Source organism: Streptomyces sp. NPDC056222, assembly GCF_042264065.1.
Lineage (GTDB): Bacteria > Actinomycetota > Actinomycetes > Streptomycetales > Streptomycetaceae > Streptomyces.
The window spans coordinates 1-21,363 of the sequence record NZ_JBHJTL010000122.1; the positions used below are offsets into that span (position 1 = coordinate 1).

The 21,363-nt window shown below is 71.3% G+C and carries 13 protein-coding genes and 1 pseudogene; 10 read left to right on the forward strand and 4 right to left on the reverse strand.

Features of this window, described 5'->3' with window-relative positions; all coding sequences use genetic code 11:
• Positions 1 to 505 precede the first annotated feature (505 nt).
• Together ACFC0D_RS34680 and ACFC0D_RS34685 are read left to right on the forward strand one after the other, a co-directional pair.
• Positions 506 to 4,411: a Pls/PosA family non-ribosomal peptide synthetase gene (locus ACFC0D_RS34680; protein WP_376444953.1), complete on the forward strand. Its 3,906-nt coding sequence runs from the start codon at positions 506 to 508 to the stop codon at positions 4,409 to 4,411.
• Between the two features lie 44 nt (positions 4,412 to 4,455).
• Entirely contained in the window at positions 4,456 to 5,856 is a 1,401-nt protein-coding gene (locus ACFC0D_RS34685; protein ID WP_376444955.1) for a M1 family metallopeptidase, read from the forward strand.
• Between the two features lie 58 nt (positions 5,857 to 5,914).
• Here the strand turns inward: ACFC0D_RS34685 and ACFC0D_RS34690 are convergent.
• A pseudogene (locus ACFC0D_RS34690) lies at positions 5,915 to 7,408 on the reverse strand (long-chain fatty acid--CoA ligase).
• A gap of 211 nt (positions 7,409 to 7,619) precedes the next feature.
• Here ACFC0D_RS34690 and ACFC0D_RS34695 point away from each other — a divergent pair.
• The 7 genes from ACFC0D_RS34695 to ACFC0D_RS34725 all read left to right on the forward strand — a co-directional run bounded on the left by ACFC0D_RS34695 (position 7,620) and on the right by ACFC0D_RS34725 (position 15,984).
• Positions 7,620 to 8,645, forward strand: a complete 1,026-nt coding sequence (locus ACFC0D_RS34695) for an AraC family transcriptional regulator (protein WP_376444957.1) — start codon at positions 7,620 to 7,622, stop codon at positions 8,643 to 8,645.
• A gap of 319 nt (positions 8,646 to 8,964) precedes the next feature.
• Positions 8,965 to 10,023 (forward strand): 3-keto-5-aminohexanoate cleavage protein, encoded by a 1,059-nt coding sequence (locus ACFC0D_RS34700; RefSeq protein ID WP_376444960.1) that lies wholly within the window; start codon positions 8,965 to 8,967, stop codon positions 10,021 to 10,023.
• A 55-nt stretch (positions 10,024 to 10,078) separates the two neighbouring features.
• A complete protein-coding gene (locus ACFC0D_RS34705) occupies positions 10,079 to 11,053 on the forward strand; it encodes a quinone oxidoreductase (protein WP_376444963.1) in 975 nt (324 codons plus the stop codon).
• A 32-nt stretch (positions 11,054 to 11,085) separates the two neighbouring features.
• Positions 11,086 to 12,003: a TauD/TfdA dioxygenase family protein gene (locus ACFC0D_RS34710; protein WP_376444966.1), complete on the forward strand. Its 918-nt coding sequence runs from the start codon at positions 11,086 to 11,088 to the stop codon at positions 12,001 to 12,003.
• A gap of 176 nt (positions 12,004 to 12,179) precedes the next feature.
• Positions 12,180 to 13,466, forward strand: coding sequence for an MFS transporter (locus tag ACFC0D_RS34715; protein ID WP_376444968.1), 1,287 nt, complete (start codon positions 12,180 to 12,182; stop codon positions 13,464 to 13,466).
• Complete coding sequence (locus ACFC0D_RS34720; protein WP_376444971.1) at positions 13,463 to 14,071, forward strand: RBBP9/YdeN family alpha/beta hydrolase; 609 nt, start codon at positions 13,463 to 13,465, stop codon at positions 14,069 to 14,071. The genes ACFC0D_RS34715 and ACFC0D_RS34720 overlap by 4 nt, the downstream gene beginning before the upstream one ends.
• Before the next feature lie 185 nt (positions 14,072 to 14,256).
• Positions 14,257 to 15,984, forward strand: coding sequence for an alpha/beta hydrolase (locus ACFC0D_RS34725; RefSeq protein WP_376444975.1), 1,728 nt, complete (start codon positions 14,257 to 14,259; stop codon positions 15,982 to 15,984).
• A gap of 36 nt (positions 15,985 to 16,020) precedes the next feature.
• Here ACFC0D_RS34725 and ACFC0D_RS34730 read toward each other — a convergent pair whose 3' ends face one another.
• The 3 genes from ACFC0D_RS34730 to ACFC0D_RS34740 all read right to left on the reverse strand — a co-directional run bounded on the left by ACFC0D_RS34730 (position 16,021) and on the right by ACFC0D_RS34740 (position 20,556).
• Positions 16,021 to 16,761, reverse strand: coding sequence for a lysostaphin resistance A-like protein (locus tag ACFC0D_RS34730; protein ID WP_376444978.1), 741 nt, complete (start codon positions 16,759 to 16,761; stop codon positions 16,021 to 16,023).
• A 94-nt stretch (positions 16,762 to 16,855) separates the two neighbouring features.
• Complete coding sequence (locus ACFC0D_RS34735; RefSeq protein WP_376444981.1) at positions 16,856 to 17,326, reverse strand: hypothetical protein; 471 nt, start codon at positions 17,324 to 17,326, stop codon at positions 16,856 to 16,858.
• Positions 17,323 to 20,556 carry a M36 family metallopeptidase gene (locus ACFC0D_RS34740; RefSeq protein WP_376444984.1) on the reverse strand — a complete coding sequence of 1,078 codons (3,234 nt, stop codon included), beginning with the start codon at positions 20,554 to 20,556 and terminating at the stop codon, positions 17,323 to 17,325. Before ACFC0D_RS34740 ends, ACFC0D_RS34735 begins: the two co-directional genes overlap by 4 nt.
• 283 nt (positions 20,557 to 20,839) lie before the next feature.
• On the opposite strand from ACFC0D_RS34740, the gene ACFC0D_RS34745 reads away from it, so the two are divergent.
• Complete coding sequence (locus tag ACFC0D_RS34745) at positions 20,840 to 21,325, forward strand: VOC family protein (protein ID WP_376444987.1); 486 nt, start codon at positions 20,840 to 20,842, stop codon at positions 21,323 to 21,325.
• Positions 21,326 to 21,363: the final 38 nt, after the last annotated feature.

Genomic DNA, 21,363 nt, shown 5'->3' on the forward strand with positions numbered 1-21,363 from the left:
CTCCCTGGCGTCGGCACAGGGGCATGCCACGCGGAGATCCCAGGGGGTGACCTTGCAACGACCCCGCAACGCCCCCGCACGGACGAGCACTCGGCAGAGCGCACATTGGCGCCCGCGCGGCGCCGACGTCCCGTAGCGCTGACGCGCACCGGCCCGGGGCCGTGGTGGGCCGACCCGCCCGCTCCCGAAGGCCGTCCAGGAAGGTGGACGACAGCGCAGCACGGTAAGGCCGCCGAGGCCGGCAACCACCTCGGTGGGCCGACCGCAACCGGTCGGCGCGCGGGGGCGATTCCCGACCCCCGCCGGCTCGCGACCGGGGCCGATTCCCGGCCCCGCGCCGCCGCCTCCAATACCGCTCTTTACCGGCCACGCGCAAGACATGGACCGGGAAATCCTTGCCGACGCATTAGACTGGCGGGCTGTTTGGCGCCGGAACGGAACAACCTGGGCAGACCCGGGCTCCCCCGGCGACCCGGACGTTGCCGGGTACGAGACGCGAGGTCCGATGGCAGCCACACCTGAGCGCGGTGAGATCACTCTGCTCGACGACGGGGACGCCTGGGAGGAGTCCGGCAAGTCCGCCCGGTTCTCGGCCGGTCCCGCGGCCCCGGTGCGCACCCTCGTCGACATCTTCGAGGCATCCGTACGGGCCCACCCCGACGAACTCGCCCTGGACGACGGTGCCACCCGGCTGACGTACCGGGCGCTGGCCGCGGAGGTCGAGCGTCGTCGGCGTGGACTGGCGGCCGCCGGAGTCGGGCTCGGCGACCGGGTCGGCGTCCGCGTGCCCTCCGGGACCAACGAGCTGTACGTGTCCATCCTCGCCGTACTCGCCGCGGGCGCCGCCTATGTGCCGGTCGATGCCGAGGATCCGGACGAGCGGGCCGAGTTGGTCTTCGGCGAGGCCGGCGTGCGCGCCGTCCTCGGCGCCGCGCAGCGCGTCGACGTCACCGGGCGCACGGGGGACCGCGCCCCGGCCACCCGGCCCGGCCCCGAGCACGACGCGTGGATCATTTTCACCTCCGGGTCCACGGGCAGGCCCAAGGGCGTCGCCGTCAGCCACCGCAGCGCCGCCGCGTTCGTGGACGCCGAGGCCGCACTCTTCCTCGTCGAGGAGCCGATCGGCCCCGGCGACCGGGTCATGGCAGGACTCTCCGTCGCGTTCGACGCCTCCTGCGAGGAGATGTGGCTGGCCTGGCGCTACGGCGCCTGCCTCGTGCCCGTCCCCCGGTCCCAGGTGCGCAGCGGCGCCGACCTCGGCCCCTGGCTGGTGGAGCAGGAGATCACCGTGGTCTCCACCGTGCCGACCCTCGCCGCGCTCTGGGAGCCGGAGGCACTCGACGAGGTCCGGCTGCTGATCTTCGGCGGCGAGGCCTGTCCGCCCGAGCTGACCCAGCGTCTGGTCACCGAGGGCCGCGAGGTCTGGAACACGTACGGCCCCACCGAAGCCACCGTCGTCGCCTGTGCCTCCCTCCTGACCGGTGAGGAGCCCATCCGGATCGGTCTCCCGCTGAACGGCTGGGAACTGGCCGTGGTCGACGAGTCCGGCGAGCCGGTGCCGATGGGCGGCAGCGGCCAGTTGGTGATCGGCGGCGTCGGACTCGCCCGCTACCTCGATCCCGAGAAGGACGCCGAGAAGTACGCCCCGCTGGAATCCCTCGGCTGGGAACGCGCCTACCGCAGCGGCGACCTCGTCCGCGCCGAGCCGGAGGGTCTGGTCTTCCTCGGCCGCGGCGACGAGCAGATCAAGCTGGGCGGCCGCCGCATCGAGCTGGGCGAGGTGGACGCCGCGCTGCAGGCCCTGCCCTGCGTCGCCGGCGCGGCCGCCGCCGTCCGCACCGCGCGCGGCGGCAACCAGCTGCTCGTGGGCTACCTCGTCACCCAGGACGGCTGGGACCACGCGGCGGCGGTCGAGCGGCTGCGCGCCGAACTCCCCGCCGCCCTCGTGCCGCTGCTCGCGCCGGTCGACGAACTACCCACCCGTACCTCCGGCAAGGTGGACCGGGACGCGCTGCCCTGGCCTCTGCCCGAGCTGGAGAGCACCGGTCCCGCCGAGCAGCTGTACGGCACCGAGGCATGGCTCGCCGAGCAGTGGAGCGAGGCCCTCGGGGTGACCGTCACCAGCGCCACCGACGACTTCTTCGCGATCGGCGGCAGCAGCCTCGCCGCCGCGCAGCTCACCACCCGGCTGCGCACGCGCTATCCGAGCGCTGCCGTCGTCGACATCTATCAGCAGCCGACCCTGCGCAAGCTGGCCCGGCACCTGGAGAAGTCCGTCCAGGACGACAGCGCCGCCCGCACCGTGGCACCGGTTCCGTTCCGGTCCGGGCTCGCACAGACCGTTCTGCTGCTCCCGCTCTTCACCGTGGTCGGGCTGCGCTGGACGGTGGCGCTCCTCGCCCTGGGCAACGTACTGCACCGGTTCGGGCCCTACCCGTGGGCGCCGACCGCCTCGTGGTGGCTCGTCGCGGCCGGCGCGGTGCTGCTCTTCAGCCCGCCCGGCCGGCTCGCGATCGCGGCGGGCGGCGCACGGCTGCTGCTGCGCCGGGTGAAGGCGGGACGCCATCCGCGCGGCGGAAGCGTCCATCTGCGGCTGTGGACGGCCGAGCGTCTTGCCGAGTGCGTCGGCGCGACCTCGCTCACCGGTTCCTGGCTGGAGCGGTACGCACGGGCTCTCGGCGCCAAGGTCGGCCCCGACGTGGACCTCCACTCGCTGCCGCCGGTCACAGGCATGCTCAAGCTCGGGCGCGGCTGCGCCGTGGAGTCCGAGGTGGACCTCTCCGGCTACTGGCTGGACGGCGACCGGCTGGAGATCGGCCCGGTCAAGGTCGGGGCGGGCGCGGTGGTCGGCACCCGCAGCCTGCTGTTCCCCGGAGCGCGGGTCGGCAAGCGGGCCGAGGTGGCTCCCGGCTCCGCCGTGGCCGGACAGATCCCGACCGGACAGCGCTGGGCCGGAGCGCCCGCGGGCAAGCTCGGCAGGGCCAAGCGGAACTGGCCCAACGAGCGGCCGGCACGCACGGTCCGCTGGCGCGCCATATATGGTGCGACCGGCTTCTTCCTCTCGGCTCTGCCCGTGCTCGCCGCCCTGCCGGCCCTGTTGGTCGTGAGCCGCTTCGTGCCCGCCGGCGCCGGGCTCGCCGAGGCCTTGCCGGGAGCGCTGCTCGCCGTGGTGCCCGGGGCGCTCGCCTACGGGTTCGCGTACGCGTCGCTGGTGCTGGCCTCGGTACGGCTGCTCAGCCTCGGGCTGCGCACCGGAAGCCATCCGACGCACAGCCGGGTCGCCTGGCAGGCGTGGACCGTCACCCAGCTGATGGACCTGGCGCGGGAGACGCTCTTCCCCCTCTACGCCGGGCTGATCACTCCGGTCTGGCTGCGGCTGCTCGGGATGAAGGTCGGCCGGGGCGCGGAGGTGTCGACGGTGCTCGCTCTGCCGAGCCTGACCACCGTCGGCGAGGGCGCGTTCCTCGCCGACGACACCCTGACCGCGCCCTACGAACTGGGCGGTGGCTGGGTGCGGATCGGGCATTCGGAGATCGGTCGCCGGGCGTTCCTCGGCAACTCCGGCATGACCGCGCCGGGCCGCACGGTGCCGGACGACGGCCTGGTCGGGGTGTTGTCCGCGACGCCGAAGAAGGCCAAGAAGGGCAGTTCGTACCTGGGTCTGCCCCCGGTCAAGCTGCCGCGGTCCGCAGCCGATTCCGACCGGAGCAGGACGTACGACCCGCCGGCGCGTCTGCTGTGGGCGCGTGGTCTGGTGGAGCTGTGCCGGCTCGTTCCGGTGTTCTGTTCGGCCGCCCTGGCGGTCCTGACCGTGGCGGCGCTCTGCGCGCTGGCCGCGACGGACGGTCTGGGGATCCGGGGCACCGCGCTGCTGTCCGGGGCGGTGCTCCTCGCCGCCGGTGCGGCCGCGTGCCTGGTCTCTGTGGCCGCCAAGTGGCTGCTGGTGGGCCGGCACCGGACGGGCGAGCACCCGCTCTGGTCCGGCTTCGTGTGGCGCAACGAACTGGCCGACACCTTCGTCGAGGTGCTCGCCGTGCCGTGGCTGATCGGATCGGTGCCGGGGACGCCGCTCCTCGCCCTGTGGCTGCGCGGGCTCGGGGCACGGATCGGCCGGGGCGTGTGGTGCGAGAGCTACTGGCTGCCCGAGACGGACCTGGTCGTGCTGGGCGACGCGGTCAGCGTGAACCGCGGCTGTGTGTTGCAGACGCACCTCTTCCACGACCGGATCTTGAGGACGGATACTGTGGTCCTCCGCGAGGGCGCCACCCTGGGCCCGGGCGGAATCGTCCTGCCCGGCAGTACGGTCGGGGCCCGCAGCACGCTGGGTCCGGCCTCTCTCGTGATGGCCGGGGAATCGGTCCCCGACGACACCCGCTGGCTGGGCAATCCGATCGAGGCGTGGCGGGCCTGAACGGTCGGCACGAGCACAGCACAGGGCAGGGAGCGGGAGCGGCAGTGAGCGGCGAGCGGACAACGGCATCGGACCCGTACTTTCCGGACCACGGCGACTCCCGGTACCGCGTGCATCGGTACGAACTCGCTCTGGAGTACCGTCCCGGCCCCAACCGGCTGGCCGGGACGGCGCGGCTCAGCGCGATCGCCGGGCGGGCACCGCTCACCGAGTTCCACCTCAACCTCGCCGAGTTCAAGGTCGGCCGGATCCTCGTGGACGGCCGGGCGCCGCACTACGCCCACCGCGGCGGCAAGCTCCGCGTCCGGCCGGCCAAGCCGCTGCCCGCGGGTGCCGCCTTCACGGTGGAGGTGCACTACGCGGGCAACCCCAAGCCGGTCCGCAGCCCCTGGGGCGGACTCGGCTGGGAAGAGCTGACGGACGGCGCGCTGGTGGCCAGCCAGCCCGTCGGCGCCCCCTCCTGGTACCCCTGCAACGACCGGCCCGCCGACAAGGCCTCGTACCAGATCTCGGTCAACACCCCTTCCGCGTACACCGTGGTGGCGGGCGGCCGGCTGCTCACCCGTACGACCAAGGCCAGCACGACCACCTGGGTGTACGAACAGTCCGCTCCCACCTCCAGCTATCTGGTCGGACTCTCCATCGGCATGCACCAGACGGTGCTGCTCGGGGACCCCGGGCTCGGTGGTGTGCCGCAGAGCGCCCATGTGCCGGCGCATCTCCTGCCCCGCTTCTCCCGAGACTTCGCCCGGCAGCCCGCCATGATGCAGCTGTTCGAGGAACTCTTCGGCGCCTATCCGTTCGGCGAGTACGTGGTGGTCGTCGCCGACGAGGAACTGGACGTCCCGGTCGAGGCCCAGGGTCTCTCCCTCTTCGGCACCAACCATGTCGACGGCGCGCGCGGTTCGGAGCGCCTCGTCGCCCACGAGCTCGCGCATCAGTGGTTCGGCAACAGCGTGACCATCGCCGACTGGCGGCACATCTGGCTGAACGAGGGCCTGGCCAAGTACGCCGAGTGGCTCTGGTCGGAGCGCTCCGGCGGCCGTACCGCGCAGGAGTTGGCGGCCGCCGCGCACCGGATGCTGGCCGGGCAGCCGCAGGACCTGAAGCTCGCCGATCCCGGTCGCAAGCTGATGTTCGACGACCGCCTGTACGAGCGCGGTGGTCTCACCGTGCACGCGGTCCGCTGCGCCCTGGGCGACGGCGCCTTCTTCCGCATGCTGCGCGACTGGGCCACCCTGCATCGCCACGGCGTGGTGACCACCGCGGGCTTCACCGCCCATGTGACCCGCTACGCGGACGAGCCGGTGGACGAACTGCTCACGGCCTGGCTGTATCAGCCGTCCCTCCCGCCCCTGCCCTCGCCCCACGGCTCCGCGTCGATACCGCAGCGACCCGCGTACCCGCCCACGAACGGCGGGGCCGCGGGCAGGGCTTCCGCGTAGCGCCCGGACGGACGGGTGGGTCGTCGGATCCGCGCGCCCGCCCGTTCGCCCTGCCGCCTCACGAGGGCGAGACGACAATTTCGCGCTTGAGGATCTTCCCCGTGGGGCTCTTGGGAAGTTCGGCCAGGAAGGTGACGATCCGCGGTTACTTGTACGCCGCCATCCGTTCCTTGACGTACTCACGGATCTCCTCGGCCGTCACATCGGCGCCCTCGCGGGGGACGATGACCGCCGCGACCTCCTCGCCGTGCACGTCGTGCGGCACGCCGACCACCGCGACCTCGGCCACGGCGGGGTGCTCGTACAGGACCTCCTCGATCTCACGCGGGTATACGTTGTAGCCGCCCCGGATGATCAAGTCCTTCTTGCGGTCGACGACGAAGTAGAACCCTTCCTCGTCGACGCGGGCCAGATCGCCGGTGTGGAACCATCCGCCGCGCACTGCCTCCGCGGTCGCCTCCGGGCGGTTGACGTAGCCCTTCATCACGTTCTCGCCGCGGATCGCGATCTCGCCGATCTCGCCCGGGCCCACCGCGGAGCCGTCCTCCGCGACGAGCTTCATCTCGACTCCCCGGATCGGGATCCCGATGGAGCCGGCCTTGCGCGGACGGTCCGGGTGGTTGAAGGCGGCCACCGGTGACGTCTCGGACAGCCCGTATCCCTCCAGCACCGGGGCCCCGAAGCGCTGCTCGAATCCGTGCAGCACCTCGACGGGAATCGCGGCACCTCCCGAGACGGCGAGGCGCAGCCGCGAGGTGTCGAAGCCGTCGGGGAGTTGGGCGTGGAGCAGCGCCGAGTACATCGTCGGCACGCCGAGGAACACGGTGACCCCGTCCCGGCGCATGACCTCCAGCGCCCGCTGGGGATCGAAGCGGGACAGCAGGGTCAACGTCGCCCCCGCGGCGACGGAGGTGTTGAGCCCACAGGTCTGCCCGAAGGCGTGGAACAGCGGCAGAGCGCCGAACAGCACGTCGTCCGGGCCGACCCGCAACAGCGTCTCGGCGGTGGTGGCCGTGTTCGAGACCAGGTTGCCGTGGGTCAGCTCCGCTCCCTTGGGTGTGCCGGTGGTGCCCGAGGTGTAGAGGATCAGCGCAGGGTCCCCCTTCGCCCGGTCGACGATGCCGGGGAGCGGTTCGGCAGCGGTGAGCAGATCGTGGAAGGCCGCGGGCTCCGTCGCGAGGCAGTCGGCTCCCACTTCGACAGCGGCCTTCGCGACCTCCTCCGCGAACTGTGGGGACGTCACCGTGATCCGGGCCCCGGAGTCGCGCAGGACGTACGCCACCTCGCGGGCCTTGAGAAGGGGGTTCATCGGGACGACCACTCCCCCGGCCCGCAGGATCCCGTAGTAGACGACGGGGAACAGCGGCACGTTCGGCATGGTCATGGCCACGCGGTCACCCGACCGCACGCCGCGGTCGCGCAGCACCGTGGCGAACCTGGCGCTCGCGTCGTCCAGTTCGCCGTAGGTCAGGGCGGTGTCGTCGTGGCGCACGGCGACCTGATCGCGACGGGCAGCCGCGGAGTTCACCAGAAACGCGGCGAGGTTGGTCATGCCGGCAGTCTCCTTCTGTTCGTCTCGGCCGTCGGCACGGTGCGGGCGACGGTCATGTCCACTGATATCCGATGTGCCGGCTACGCACTCGCCGCCTTGTGCCGTTCGCCGGGGTGGTGTGGCAGAGATGCTAGGGCGGGCACGCTCCCGATGCTTGACGTCAGGGGACGAGAAACTTAACTTCTGGGGACCAGAACCCAGGAGCATGGTCATGAGGCCCCTTGTCCGTACGGCAGCGCTGAACGGCTACGTCGAGCTGAGCCGCTCCCTCGGCATCGATCCGCGTGCGCTGATGAAGCAGGTGGGTCTGGACACGGCGGACCTCGCCGTCCAGGACCGGTGGATCTCCGGCCCGGCCGCCGTCCGCCTCCTGGAACTCTCCGCGGCCGCCTCGCACCACGACGACTTCGGCCTGCGCATGGCCGAGCTGCGCCGCTTCTCCAATCTCGGCCCCATCAGCCTGGTCGTCCGCGAGGAGCCCGACGTCCGCAGTGCGCTGGGAACGCTGCTGCGCCACGAGCACATGTACAACGAGCTCCTGCACACTCGACTGTCCGAGCGGAACGGCCTGGCCACCGTCAAGGTGGACCTCCGGCTCGGCGAGACGGCGCCGGCCCGTCAGGCCACCGAACTGGTGGTGGGTGCCTTCACGCGCATCCTGCGGGGATTCCTCGACACGCGGTGGCAGTCGGTCTCGGTGTGGTTCGCCCACAGCGCGCCCGCGGACTCCGCCAAGCACCGCCGTATGTTCGGCACCGGGCTCGAGTTCGACCGCGAGTTCACCGGCATCGTCTTCTACGCCGACGACCTCGACGCCCCCAACGCCATGGCGGACCCGCAGCTGCGGCACTACGCCCGGCAGTACTTCGACGCCATCGGCGCCACGCCCAGGGACACCTCGGTGGCGGACCGGGTGCGCGAGCTCATCGAGGCACTGCTGCCCACCGGCCGATGCTCCATCGAGCAGGTCGCCCGCAGCCTCGGCGTCGACCGACGCACCGTCCACCGGCATCTCACCCACTCGGGAGAGACGTTCTCGTCGCTGCTCAACGCCACCCGGGCGCGGCTCGCGGAACAGTTCGTGGCCAGTCCACGCCGTTCACTGACCGAGATCTCGGACCTCCTGGGCTTCTCGTCCCTGAGCGCGTTCTCCCGCTGGTTCCACCAGCAGTTCGGGTGCAGCCCGAGGGAATGGCGCAAGGAGAACGGACGGAAGCAGGACCCGGGGCGCGGCTGACACCCGTGACACGGAGCACGAACGACGCACCGATCACGGCTGTCCCCAAATGACAAGTCGCCCGTCACCGTAGGTCAAGCAGTCGTGCTCACCCGGCCCTACCTTGGCTGCACCGCCGACAGTGGTCGGCTGCCTGAGGCGAACCGGGCCGTTCCCCCACAGCTCGTTCCGCTCCGGGAAAGCCGATCGCGCCCCGGGCCGTGCGCCCGACGTTCTCCCCACCACCCGCGCCCGCGCATTCCCTGCCGTCCCTTGGCTCCGACTCGGCAGCCGCAGACGGCCACGACGGGTGATCATCCGTACGCGAAGGAGAAGCATCATGCATTTCCACGACGACTCGCTCTTCCCCGAGAACCAGGAGAAGCTCGTCATCCAGGCGGCCCCGTACGGGCCCGAATGGCTGCCCGGCGACGCCGATGACCTGCCCCTGACCATGGACGAGCACGTCCAGGCGGCCGTCGACTGCTACAACGCCGGGGCCACGGTGCTCCACATCCACGTTCGCGAGCTCGACGGCAAGGGCTCCAAGCGGATGTCCAAGTTCAACGAGCTGATGGGCCGGTTGCGCGAGGCGGTCCCGGACATGGTCCTGCAGATCGGAGGCTCGATCTCCTTCGCCCCCGAGGGCGAGGGCGGCGACGCCAAGTGGCTCTCCTACGACACCCGGCACCTCCTGGCCGATGTCACTCCGGCGCCGGACCAGGTGACCATCGCGATCAACACCAGCCAGATGAACATCGTCGAGATCATGACCGACGACGATCTTGAGGGCACCTCGATCGCGAAGCCGGAGTACTACCGGGCCTACCGGGACATGGTCGTCGAGGCAGGTCCCGAGTTCTACCTGGAACACCTCGAGCGCCTGCGCGCGAGCGGCATGCAGCCGCACTTCCAACTCGCCACCATGGCCCAGCTGGAGACCGTCGAGCGGCTCGTCCGCGCCGGCGTCCACACAGGCCCCCTGGTCCTCAACTACGTCGCGATCGGCGGCGGTTTCGCCGGGCGGCACCCCTCCGACCTGATCGAGTTCATCCGCCGCGTGCCGGACGGGGCGGTCCTCACCATCGAGAGCTCCATGCGCGCCGTGGCACCGATGAACGCGATCGCCATCGCCCTCGGCGTGCACGTCCGGGTGGGCAACGAGGACAACCTCTGGCGGCGCAAGGGGGAGCGGATGTCCTCCGTCGAGCAGGTCGAGCAGATGGTCCGGATCGCGAACGCCCTGGGACGGGACATCGCGACCGGCACCGAGGCCAAGAGGATCTACAAGATCGGCGAGTACTACGCCGATGCCGACGAGACCATCGACCGCCTCGGCATGGTCCCGAACCGCCGGCCCGGGCAGCGCGGCTTCATGCTCCGTGACCTCGAGCGCTGATCCGTCCGCCCGCCCCATTCGCAAGCCCGCACGCACGAGTGATCGGAGCAACCCCGTGGCCCACGCCGTCCGCTTCCACGAAACCGGTGGACCCGATGTCCTGACATGGGAGCAGGTCGCCGTCGGCGACCCCGGTCCGGGCGAGGTGCGCATCCGGCACGTCGCCGTCGGTCTCAACTTCGCCGACACGTACTTCCGTACGGGTCTCTACCCGGTCCGGCTGCCCGACGGCATCGGCGTCGAGGGCTCAGGGGTGGTCGAGGCCGTCGGCGAGGGCGTCACCCACGTCGCCGAAGGTGATCGTGTCACCTACACCGGCAGCCCGCTGGGGGCGTACAGCACGGAGCGGGTCATGCCCGCCTCGCATCTGATCAAGCTGCCGGACGAGATCGGCTTCGAGACCGCCGCGGCCATGACCATGCGCGGCCTGACCTCGGCGTACCTGCTCCGCCGGATCCACCCGCTGCGGGCCGGTGACACCGTGCTGCTCCACGCGGCGGCGGGCGGCGTAGGTCTGATCGTCAGTCAGTGGGCGAAGCTCCTCGGTGTCACCGTGATCGGAACGGTGTCCAGCGAGGAGAAGGCGGAGATCGCCCGCGCACACGGCTGTACGCACGTCATCCAGTACCGGCGCGAGAACGTGGCCGACCGGGTGCGCGAGCTGACCGACGGCGCCGGAGTGCCGGTCGTCCTCGACAGCGTCGGCAAGGACACCTTCGCCGGCTCGCTGGCGTCGCTGTCGCGTCGTGGACTGCTCGTCTGCTTCGGTACGGCCTCCGGTCCGGTGCCACCGATCGATGCCATGCAACTCGCCATGAAGGGTTCGCTCTTCGTCACCCGTCCGGCGCTGGCCGACTACATCGCCGAGCCCTCGGAGCGGGACGCCCTGGCGGGTGAACTGTTCGGTCACGTCGCCTCCGGACGCATCACGATCGAGATCAATCAGCGCTACTCCCTCGAGGACTCCGCACAGGCACATCGCGATCTGGAAGCCGGACGGACCACGGGGTCCTCCGTCTTCGTCCTCTGAGGCCGCCCCACACCACCCCAGGAGTGAGCATCATGCCCAAGACCATCCGACCGAAGGAACACACCCCTGCCCTGGTGCGCCCGGACGTGCTCCGCACCTCTGTCACCGTCGAGCCGCTGACCTGCACCATCGGCGCCGAGCTCGCCGGTGTGAGCCTCGCCGACGCAGCTCGCGACGACGACCTCTTCGCCGAGATCAGGAGCCTGCTTCTGCGGTACAAGGTGCTGTTCCTGCGCGACCAGGACATCACTCGCGCCGACCACGTCGCCTTCGCCGAACGCTTCGGGCCGCTGGAGGAGCACCCGGTGGCGGGCAGCGACCCGGACCACCCGGGCCTGGTCCGTATCTACAAGGACCTGGACAGCGCGCCCGAGCACTACGAGAACGCTCTCCACACCGACGGCACCTGGCGCGAGAACCCATCCATGGGAGCCGTACTGCGCTGCGTCGAGTCGCCCCCCGTCGGCGGCGACACAATCTGGGTCGACATGGTCGAGGCCCACCGCCGCCTCCCGGAGCACGTCAGGCAGCAGATCCAGGACCTGCGCGCCCGGCACAGCATCGAGGCGACCTTCGGCGCGGTGATGCCCGCGGAGCGGCGTCACGCACTGGCCGCGCGGTTCCCGGACGCGGAGCACCCGGTCGTACGCACCCACCCCGAGACCGGCGAGAGCATCCTCTTCGTCAACGCCTTCACGACCCACTTCGTCAACTACCACACGCCCGCGAACGTCCGCTTCGGCCAGGACTTCGCGCCTGGCGCAGGCAACCTGCTGAACTACCTGATCAGCCAGGCCGCGGTGCCCGAGTACCAGGTCCGCTGGCGCTGGCGGAAGAACAGCGTGGCCATCTGGGACAACCGCTCCACACAGCACTACGCCGTCCAGGACTACTGGCCCGCCGTCCGCAAGATGGAGCGCGCCGGGATCGTCGGCGACAGGCCCTTCTGACTCCTCCGCCCTGCTGCACCTGCCGGCCTTCCGGCCCTTCAGCCCTCCGGCCCTTCCCACCCTCTGACCCTTCCTTTCCGTCAACAGCAGTCGAGGTGATGACAATGGGGTTTCTCACCACTGCGACACCCGCCCCGGAGAGAACCGGTACCGGATCCCGTTCCTCGGAATGGCCCGTGACCCGGAGCTACGCCTGGGTGGTCTTTGCACTGAGTTTCGGGCTCCTGCTCTCGGACTACATGTCCCGGCAGGTGCTCAACGCCGTCTTCCCGATGCTGAAGGCGGACTGGCTGCTCTCGGACGCCCGACTGGGCTCCCTCAGCGGCATCGTGGCGCTGATGGTCGGTCTGCTCACCTTTCCCCTGTCGCTGCTGGCCGACCGGTGGGGCAGGGTGAGGACCCTCGTCGCCGCGGCGACGATGTGGAGCCTGGCGACCCTGGGCTGTGCGGTGGCGGCGAGCTACGGCCAGATGTTCGTCGGCAGGCTCTTCGTCGGCATCGGTGAAGCCGCGTACGGCAGCGTGGGCATCGCCGTGGTGCTCAGTGTCTTCCCGCGTACCTTGCGGGCGACGCTCTCCGGGGCCTTCATCGCCGGCGGGGCGTTCGGCTCGGTCCTGGGCATCTCCATAGGCGGCGCCGTGGCCGAGGCGTACGGCTGGCGCTGGGCCTTCGGTGTCATGGGCGTCTTCGGCCTGGTGCTCGCCGGCGTCTACGCCGTCGTGGTCACGGAGAAGAGGCTGGCCCCCGGGAGGGAGCCGACGGAGGACCAGGCAGCCGGTCCCGGCACGACCGCCCGGCTCCGGGTGCTCCTGCCGCGGCTGTTCTCCTCCGTCTCCGTGGTCAGCGCCTACATCGGCAGCGGACTGCAGCTGTTCGTCGCGGGCGCCCTGATCGCCTGGCTGCCCAGCTACTTCAACCGCTACTACGAGATGCCGACCGCGAAGGCCGGTGCGACCGCGGGGCTCTTCGCCCTGGTGATCGGGGTCGGCATGATCGCCGGCGGCTTCGCCTCTGACCGGTTCAGCCGACGCGACCCGATCCGCAAGTGGTCCGTCGCCATCTGCTGCAGCGTGGGCTCCCTCGTGCTGCTGACGGCCGCGTTCCGTCTGCCCGCCGGCCCTGCGCAGCTGCTGGTGCTGGCCCTGGGAGCCCTGCTCTGCGCCGGTACGGCCGGGCCCGGAGCGGCCATGGTCGCGAATCTGACCCCCGCGGCCATCGCCGCGACGGCGTTCGCCACGCTCACTCTCGCCCAGAGCCTCCTCGGGCTGGCCCCGGGCCCCGCGGTCACGGGAATGCTCGCGGACCGGCTCGGTCTGCTCGGCGCGCTCCAGCTGGTCCCGCTCATGGCGATCGCGGCCACCGCGGCCTTTCTGATCGGGCGGCGATGGTACGAACGCGATCTCCGCCGACTCGCCCCGCCCGCCTCGACGCCGGAACCCGGAGAACAGGAGAGGTCCTCATGACACGAACCACCGTGCCGACCGTCGTCATCGTTCCCGGCATGCGGGAACACGTCGAGAACCACTGGCAGACGATTCTGGGCAAGCGACTCGACGACGCGGGCCGCACGGTCCACATCGTTCCTCCGCTGCTCCACAACCGGCTCAGCCGCGTCTCCCACGTCGCCAACCTGGTCGAGGTGATGGTGGGGATCACCGGACCCGTGATCATCGTCGCCCACAGCGCGGGCGTCATGACCACGGTCCAGTGGGCCCAGTGGCACGCCGCGGACGTCCGGGGCGCCCTGCTGGCGGCGCCCCCGGACTTCGGGACGCCCCTGCCGGACGGCTACCCCACCCCCGACGAGCTGGCGACGCACGGCTGGACACCGGTGCCCCGACGGCGGCTGCCCTTCCCCAGCATCGTCGCGGCCGGTTCGAACGACCCGCTGGGATCCCTGGGACACGCCGCCGAGCTCGCGCGGGACTGGGGGAGCCGCCTGGTCGAACTCGGCCCGGTCGGGCACCTCAATCCGGCCTCCGGGCACGGACCGTGGCCCCGGGCCGAGGAACTCGTCGAGGCGCTCGGACACGGGCGGCTCCTCACGGCTCCGCGGCCCGTTCCGTAGTCCGCCGCGCACTCGCCCACGGTGCCTCCCGCGACGGATGGGGCGTGAGGACCGGCGTGCGTGTCGCGGGTGGGACGGCGGTGGCCATGCCGGTCGCCGCCGTCGGCGCCGTACGGCCTCCAGGGGCGTCGGCTCGGAATGGCAGGGGCGGCCGAGCCTTGGGATCCTTGTCCCGGAGGACCGCCATGACGAACGACCCGCCTGTGACTCCGTCGGAGGGGCCCACACCGCGCGAGGACGACAGCCGCGTGGACCGGCCCGGCGGCACGGCAGCGGACGGGAAGCGCCTTCGGCTGCCCCGGCTCACGCTGCCCGGTTGCTGGGGTGCGCTCGTCCTCGCGTGCCTTTCCTTCACTCCGTCGCTGCTGCCTCGCGGGGGCGTGCTGCAAGGACTGGTGTGCGGCATCGCCGCGGCCATCGGTTACGGGCTCGGTGTGGTCGCGGCGTACGTGTGGCGCGCCTTCGCGGACCGGGACGCCCGAAGTCCCTCTCGCAGGTCGTGGCTCGTCCTCCTCGTCAGCGCGGTCGTGCTGTTCGGCCTGTCGTTCGGGCTCGGTCAGTACTGGCAGCACGAGATCCGCCGGCTCATGGGGGTCACCGACTACAACGTCCTCGCCACCGTCGCCTGCCCGTTCGTCGCCGCTCTCGTCTTCTGGCTCCTGCTGCTGGCCGGGCGGGGGCTCCGGCGCCTGTATCACTGGACCACCCGCCTCCTCGGGCGCTGGATCGGCGAGCGGGCGACGAAGGTGGTCGGCTGGCTGCTGGTGGCGGGCCTCGCCTGGTCCCTGTTCACCGGCGTGCTGTTGCAGGGCCTCGTGAACGCGGCCAACGAGACGTTCTCGCTGCGTGACACGCACACACCGGAGGGCGTGCACCAGCCGACGTCGCCCCTGCGGTCGGGCGGTCCGGGGTCTGTCGTGCCGTGGGACTCGCTGGGCAGGGAGGGCCGTGCCTTCGCCGGCAGCGGACCGTCGGCCCGGGACATCGGCGCGTTCACCGGTCGCGCGGCCGAGGAGCCAGTCCGGGCCTACGCCGGTCTTGCGACCGCGGACGACGCGGAGACCCGGGCGGCGCGGGCCGTCGCCGACCTCCGGCGGGCGGGCGGCTTCGAGCGCGAGAACCTGCTGGTGATGACGACGACGGGGAGCGGCTGGGTCGATCCCGCCGCGGTCGAGTCGTTCGAGTACCTGGGCAACGGCGACTCGGCCACCGTGGCGATGCAGTACTCGTACCTGCCGTCGTGGCTGTCGTACCTCGTCGACCAGTCCAAGGCCCGTGAGGCCGGGCGCGAACTCTTCGACGCGGTCTACGACACCTGGTCCAAACTGCCCCAGGACCAGCGGCCGCGGCTGTTCGTGGCGGGCGAGAGTCTGGGGTCGTTCGGCGGTGAGACGGCCTTCAGCGGGGAGTACGACCTGCGCAACCGCACGGCCGGCACCCTGTTCGCGGGCCCGCCCAACTTCAACACCCTGTTCCGCGAGTTCAGTGATCACCGCGACGCGGGAAGTCCCGAGATCGAGCCCGTCTACAAGGAGGGGCGGGCCGTCCGGTTCACCGACGACCCCGCCACCGGGACACCTCCGGCGGACCGGCCGTGGGACGGCACGAGAGTGCTGTACCTCATGCACCCTTCCGATCCGATCGTCTGGTGGAGCCCCGACCTGGTCTTCTCCGAGCCCGACTGGATCGGCGAGGCGCCCGGCGAGGACGTGCTCGAAGCGATGGTCTGGATTCCCTTCGTGACCTTCTGGCAGGTCACCGCCGATCTGCCGTTCTCAACGGGCGTCCCGGACGGCCACGGCCACACGTACAAGGTGGCGTACGTCGACGGCTGGAACGACATCATGCGGCCCACCGGGTTCACGGCGGAGGATCTGGACCGGCTGAAGGACATCGTCCGGGCGGAGGGCTGAGCCTCACCGCCACGGCGCCCACGCCGGCGCGCGCGGTCAGCGCAGCACGTATCCGACGAGGTACCCGAGTGCGTTGACCGCCCAGTGCAGGCCCATGGGAGCGAGCAGGCTACCGCTGCGGCGACGTAGTTCGCAGAGCAGTACACCGGCTGCCGCCGTGAACAGCACGGCGCCCAGGACCGCCAGCGCCGCACCCGTCGCGGAGTTGCCGAAGACCGTGGTCAGAGCGGGTTTCGCGGTGGCCAGGTGCAGGGACGGCAGGACGTGCCACAGGCCGAACAGGAGGCTCGACACCGTTGTCGCCCACACCGTCCCACGGGCGCGGAGCACCAGACCGTACAGCACCCCGCGGAAGGCGATCTCCTCCAGCAGGACCGTGCCGACGGGGACCAGCACGAGGACACGGATCATCAGCTCGCCGCCGCTCAGGTCGGCGTACCTCCGGTCCTCGAAGAGCGTGCGGGTGACCGGCAGCAGAGCCCCGACAAGGTAGACGACGGCGACCAGAGCGATCAGGGCCATGGCCCACCGGGCGCCCCGGGCGAGCGTGCCGGGCGCCAGGCCCGCGTCCGCCCATGTACCGCCGGCCGCCCGGAGCACACCCAGGAGCAGGACACCGGCCACGACGGCCGTCACCAGGCCGGGCAGGCCCGTCCAGCGGTGTATCGCCAGGTTGGCGGCGACGAGAACGGCCAGGGTGATTCCCACGGCCTGCCAGGTGCCGAGTCCGTGGGACCCGGTCGAGGTGGGGCGGTGTGCTCCCGGGGTGAGGGGCATCGGCCTTCCCCATCTCTTCGCCGACGGTTCGTCTCCGCCTCCCCTCGGCCCACGCTACCGGGGACCTTCCCGGGGCGCTCAGGGGCGAACGCCCTCAGTGAACGCGAAAGGTGATCCGTAGCGGCCGCGAGCCCGGCGCTCGGGTCGTGTGCAGCACGGCCCCGCCCGGTTCGGCGGCGCGGATGTCCCAGGCGCGGAAGCCCGGATCGGATTCGTGGTCGACCGGTACGAGGACGACGGCCGTGCCCTCGACGGTCGGGGTGGCCTCCCGCCAACGGCCGGAGAGACGGAGCTGGGTCGTCTCGCCGAGGGCGAGCGCGATGGTGCGGCCGGTGTCGTCCTGGGTGAGGACCGCCGGTGCCGGCGACAGCACAGGTGGGGCGGATGTCTCCGTGGGTGTGGGTTTGGGTGTGGGTTTGGGTGTGGGTTTGGCTGTCGTCGCCGTGGAGGTGGGTGCGGGCGGGGTCGGTCGGTTCGGCGGCGAAGGGTCGTCGGTGCAGGCGGCCGCCGCCACCCCGAGGATCAGGGCGGCGGCGGCACGCGGCAGGAGTTTCTTCCTTGTCATACGAGCGGGATGTTGATGCAGGTGAGGATGGCCGCCTGGGCGGAGAGCTGCTGCCTGGTGGCGTTGGGGTCGAGCCGTACCTTCTCGGCGTTCTGGAGGGCCTCCAGGAAGGGGGTGTCCGCCTTCAGGTCGCTGTCGGTGTCGACGAGTTCGTACGGCTCGAAGGCTCCGTTGGCGAAGTTGAGCCAGGCGGCGAGCAGTTGGCGGTCGAGGGAACGCTTCGGGTCGAGGAGCAGGTTGAGGAAGAGGACGTCCGCGGCCTTGCTCTGGGTGGACACGTCGACCTTCTCGGAGAACACCGCGCTCGCGTGTTGGACGATCTTCAGATAGCAGTCCAGCGTCTGCTTGCCGAGCCCGGTGAGGTCGCCGGTCAGGTACTTGACGTACCAGACGTCGGCGAGCAGCGACAGCGGGGCGTTGCCCTGCACGATGACCGGCGTTCCGTCGGTGCCCGTACCGCCGTCGTCGTCGCGCGCCGTGAAGGACAGGTCGTACAGGCAGGGCTTGGTGTACGTGTGGGCCCGGGCGTCCGTCAGGTCGCGCGGCTGGACGCTGGGGCTGCGGGCGGGATCGGGGTTCGGCGGGTTGACGAGCGAGGTGGTCGTGGTGACCGGTGTCCCGTCGCCCCACGCCCAGCTCATGGTCTCGTCGTCGCTGCCGGGGTCGGTGAGCCGGGCGGCGTACCGCTTCTCCTCGCCCGCGTGGACGACGAGTGTCCGGCCGCCCGCGAGCGGCACGGCATCGGTCCTGTCGATCGTGACGGTCGGGTCGACGTTGGCGACGGTGATCGCCGCCTCGCGGCAGGTGGTGGTGTCGTCGTCGCTGCCGCAGACCTTCACGGTGAAGGTGCCGTTGTCGCCGAAGACGAGCTCGCGGCTGAAGGTGAGGGTGGCGTCGGGACGGTTGTTCTCCAGCTGTCCGGGCAGGGAGACGGGCTTGCCGTCGCCGGGGTCGATGGTGGCGGTGAGCGGGTCGAGCCAGCCCGGGTCGGTGACCGTGCCGGAGACGGTGAGCTTGCCGCCCTCCTCGCGCGGGCCCTGGACGGTGAAGGCCACCGCGGGCGCCACGTTGGCGACGGTCACGGTCGCCGTGTCGGTGTCGGCCCCCGCGGCGTTGCCGACACGCAGGCCGACGGTGTACGTGCCGTCCTGGCCGACCCGGTCGAAGAGCGGGCTGACGCCGGTCGCGTCGTCGTAGGCGCCGTCGCCGTCGAAGTCCCAGCTGTAGCTGCCGCCGCCACCGGGGACGGTGGAGCCGCCGGCGTCGAGCCGTACGTCGGCGCCCTCCTTGGTGGTGTACGGCCCGCCGGCGTCGGCGGTGGGCCGGCAGCTCGCGGGGTAGTCGGTCGCCGGATTGGCCTGGTCCTGGCTCGGTGACGTCGCGCTCGCGCCCATGCCCCGGCGGGCGAACACGCCCCAGAGCAGACACTGGTTGGCGCCGCCGTGATTGGCGCGGTCGGCGGCGAGGACGCCGTCGCGGGCGTCCAGGAAGTCGGGCGACGACGGGGTCAGCTTCATTCCGTCGACCATCAGCTGCTCGTGCCGCTGCTTTCCGGTGGCGTAGCCGTACGCGCCGACGAGCGCGGTGCGCATGTCCCACATGGTGGTGGCCCAGATCTCGCCGTCGGCATGCACGCTGCAGCTGCCGTCGTCGCAGAGGTCGGCGTAGGTGAGGTGGCTGTTGTTGTACGCGACACGGCGGATGCCGGTGGCGCGGCCGTTGTTGTACTCGCCGTACACCGGGTCGTTCCACAGCGAGGTGGCCACAGCGTCGCTCCAGCCCTCGCCGAGCGCGCCGGTCTGCTCACCGTCGCCCATGTCGCCGCCGCCGACGAGCCGGTGGGACAGTCCGTGGCTGTACTCGTGGGCGATGGTGTCGCCGTTCATGGCTCGGTGAATGTTGTGGTTGTCGCAGGAGGCACGCCCGACGAAGAGCCGCATCGTCGGGTTCTGGCCGTCGTCGGGGGTGCCGAAGTTGGCGTTGCAGGCGGAGTCCCCGTTGGCGTCGTAGTCGACGTAGACCTGCACGCGGTCGCCACCTGCGCCGCCGTTGCCGAGGTTGTCCTCCTGGAAGTTGCCCGACGCCTCGTCGAAGCCGAGTCCGTGGAGATGGTCGTGCATGCGGTTGACGTAGTAGAAGGCCTGGGTGACGACCGCGTCCCTGTCGGTGGTGAGGTCGGTGCCGCCGCTGGTGCGGAAGGCGTCCGTGAAGGTGTGGTCGAAGTGCTGGTAGGCCGGGTCTCCGGCGGCCGGGGTCTGGGGCTGGTGGCCGAGCGTCTCCTCGCCGTCGAGGTCCTGGGAGACCTCGGCGTTGTTGCCGGTGGTGACCCGGCCGGTGACCCAGGAACGGCCGAGGCCGCTGAAGGGAACGGTCGTCGCGCTGCCGAGGGTGGGGTTCTGGTCGGTGAAGACCCGGCCCTCGGGGCCCTCGTTGCTGGTGAGGTCGGTGCGCAGGAGGACGGTGCCGTTCCCGGCGTCGACGACGGTGTCGTACAGGTGGTCGTTGTCGGCGGTGAGTGTGGTCCGCCAGGCCGGGCGGGCGGTGCCGTCGGCGAGCGGGAAAGTGACCCGCGTGGCGGTGGGGGTGCCGGACGGGGTGTCGGTGCCGACGGAGGCCGCGGCCAGGTCCAGCGCGGCGCTCTTGTCGAGGGTGACCGTCCCGGTGGCGCGGGCCTCCGGGACGAGGCTGCCGGTGACGGTGAGGATGCGGCCGGCCGCGTCGACGGCGACGGAGAGGCGGGCGCCGTGGACGGGGACGCCCCGGTCGTTCTGGCCGACGAAGACATGCCGTACACCGTTGTGTTCGGTGCGGTACGACCTGACGACGGCGAGGGCGTCCAGCGCTGCGGCGGAGAGGCCGTAGAGGTCCGCGTGGTCGCGTATGTGGTTCAGTGCGAGGGTGCGCGGGTCGGTGGTGCCGGCGGCGGTCAGGGCGTTGCGGCCCTGCGGGCTGAGCAGCCTCGGCGTACCGAACCGGCTCCAGCGGATCGCCGTGCCGTCGAGTTCCTGCGCGGCGCGCAACTGCCCTGCCGTGGGCGGGACGCGCTTGTCACCGCGTACGTCGATGTTCGGGTAGGGCTGATCCGGCCGTTCCTGGGCCGCTCTCTCCCGCGTCCCGGGATGTTCGCGGGCGGTGGCGGCCGACGGTGTGACCGTGACCGCCGGCAGCGCGAGCAGGACCGCGCCGATGAGCAGTGATCGTGCGCGCCTCGATAAGCGTGTGGGTGGCATCGCTCTCCCCCGTTGGCTTCCTGACTGCGGACCGGGGACACGGTACGTGCGCATGACAACTCGGCGGAAGGGTGCGTACCGCCGGTTCCGGTCGCGGCCGTGGTCGTCACCTCCAGGCGTGGTCCGGTGGGCCGTCGACGCTTCAACGGGAGCCGTGGGCTCTTCGGGGGCATCCGTCGCGGGCTGCCGCGCGGCGCCCGAGCGCGCCCCGCGGGATCGGGATATCAGTGGTCGCAGACGGCGGTCGGCGGTGACCGCCACGGTTCGGAAAGGCCGGAGCCCGATGACCGTCCAACCCATTCCCGAGGGCTATCCGCGGGTCACGCCCTACCTCTGTATCGACGGAGCCGCGGCCGCGATCGACTTCTACGTGTCCGTGCTCGGCGCGGTCGAGAAGATGAGAATGCCCGCGCCCGGCGGCAAGATCGGCCACGCCGAACTGGAGCTGGGCAACTCGGTCGTCATGCTCGCCGACGAGTACCCGGACATCGGGTTCCGCTCGCCGAAGTCGGTGGGCGGCACACCCGTCACCCTGCACGTGTACGTCGAGGACGTCGACGCCGTCTTCGCCATGGCCCTCTCCCTCGGCGCCACGGAAGTCTCCCCGGTCAAGGACGAGTTCTACGGCGACCGCACCGGGCAGTTCGAGGACCCCTTCGGCCACCGCTGGAACGTCGCGACCCACGTGGAGGACGTCCCCGCGGACGAGATGGAGAAGCGTGCCAAGGAGGCCCTGCAGTCCATGGAGCCCCCGGCGGACGGCGGCTGAACCGACCACCTGTGTGTTTAGGAGAGCCGGTGGGTGAG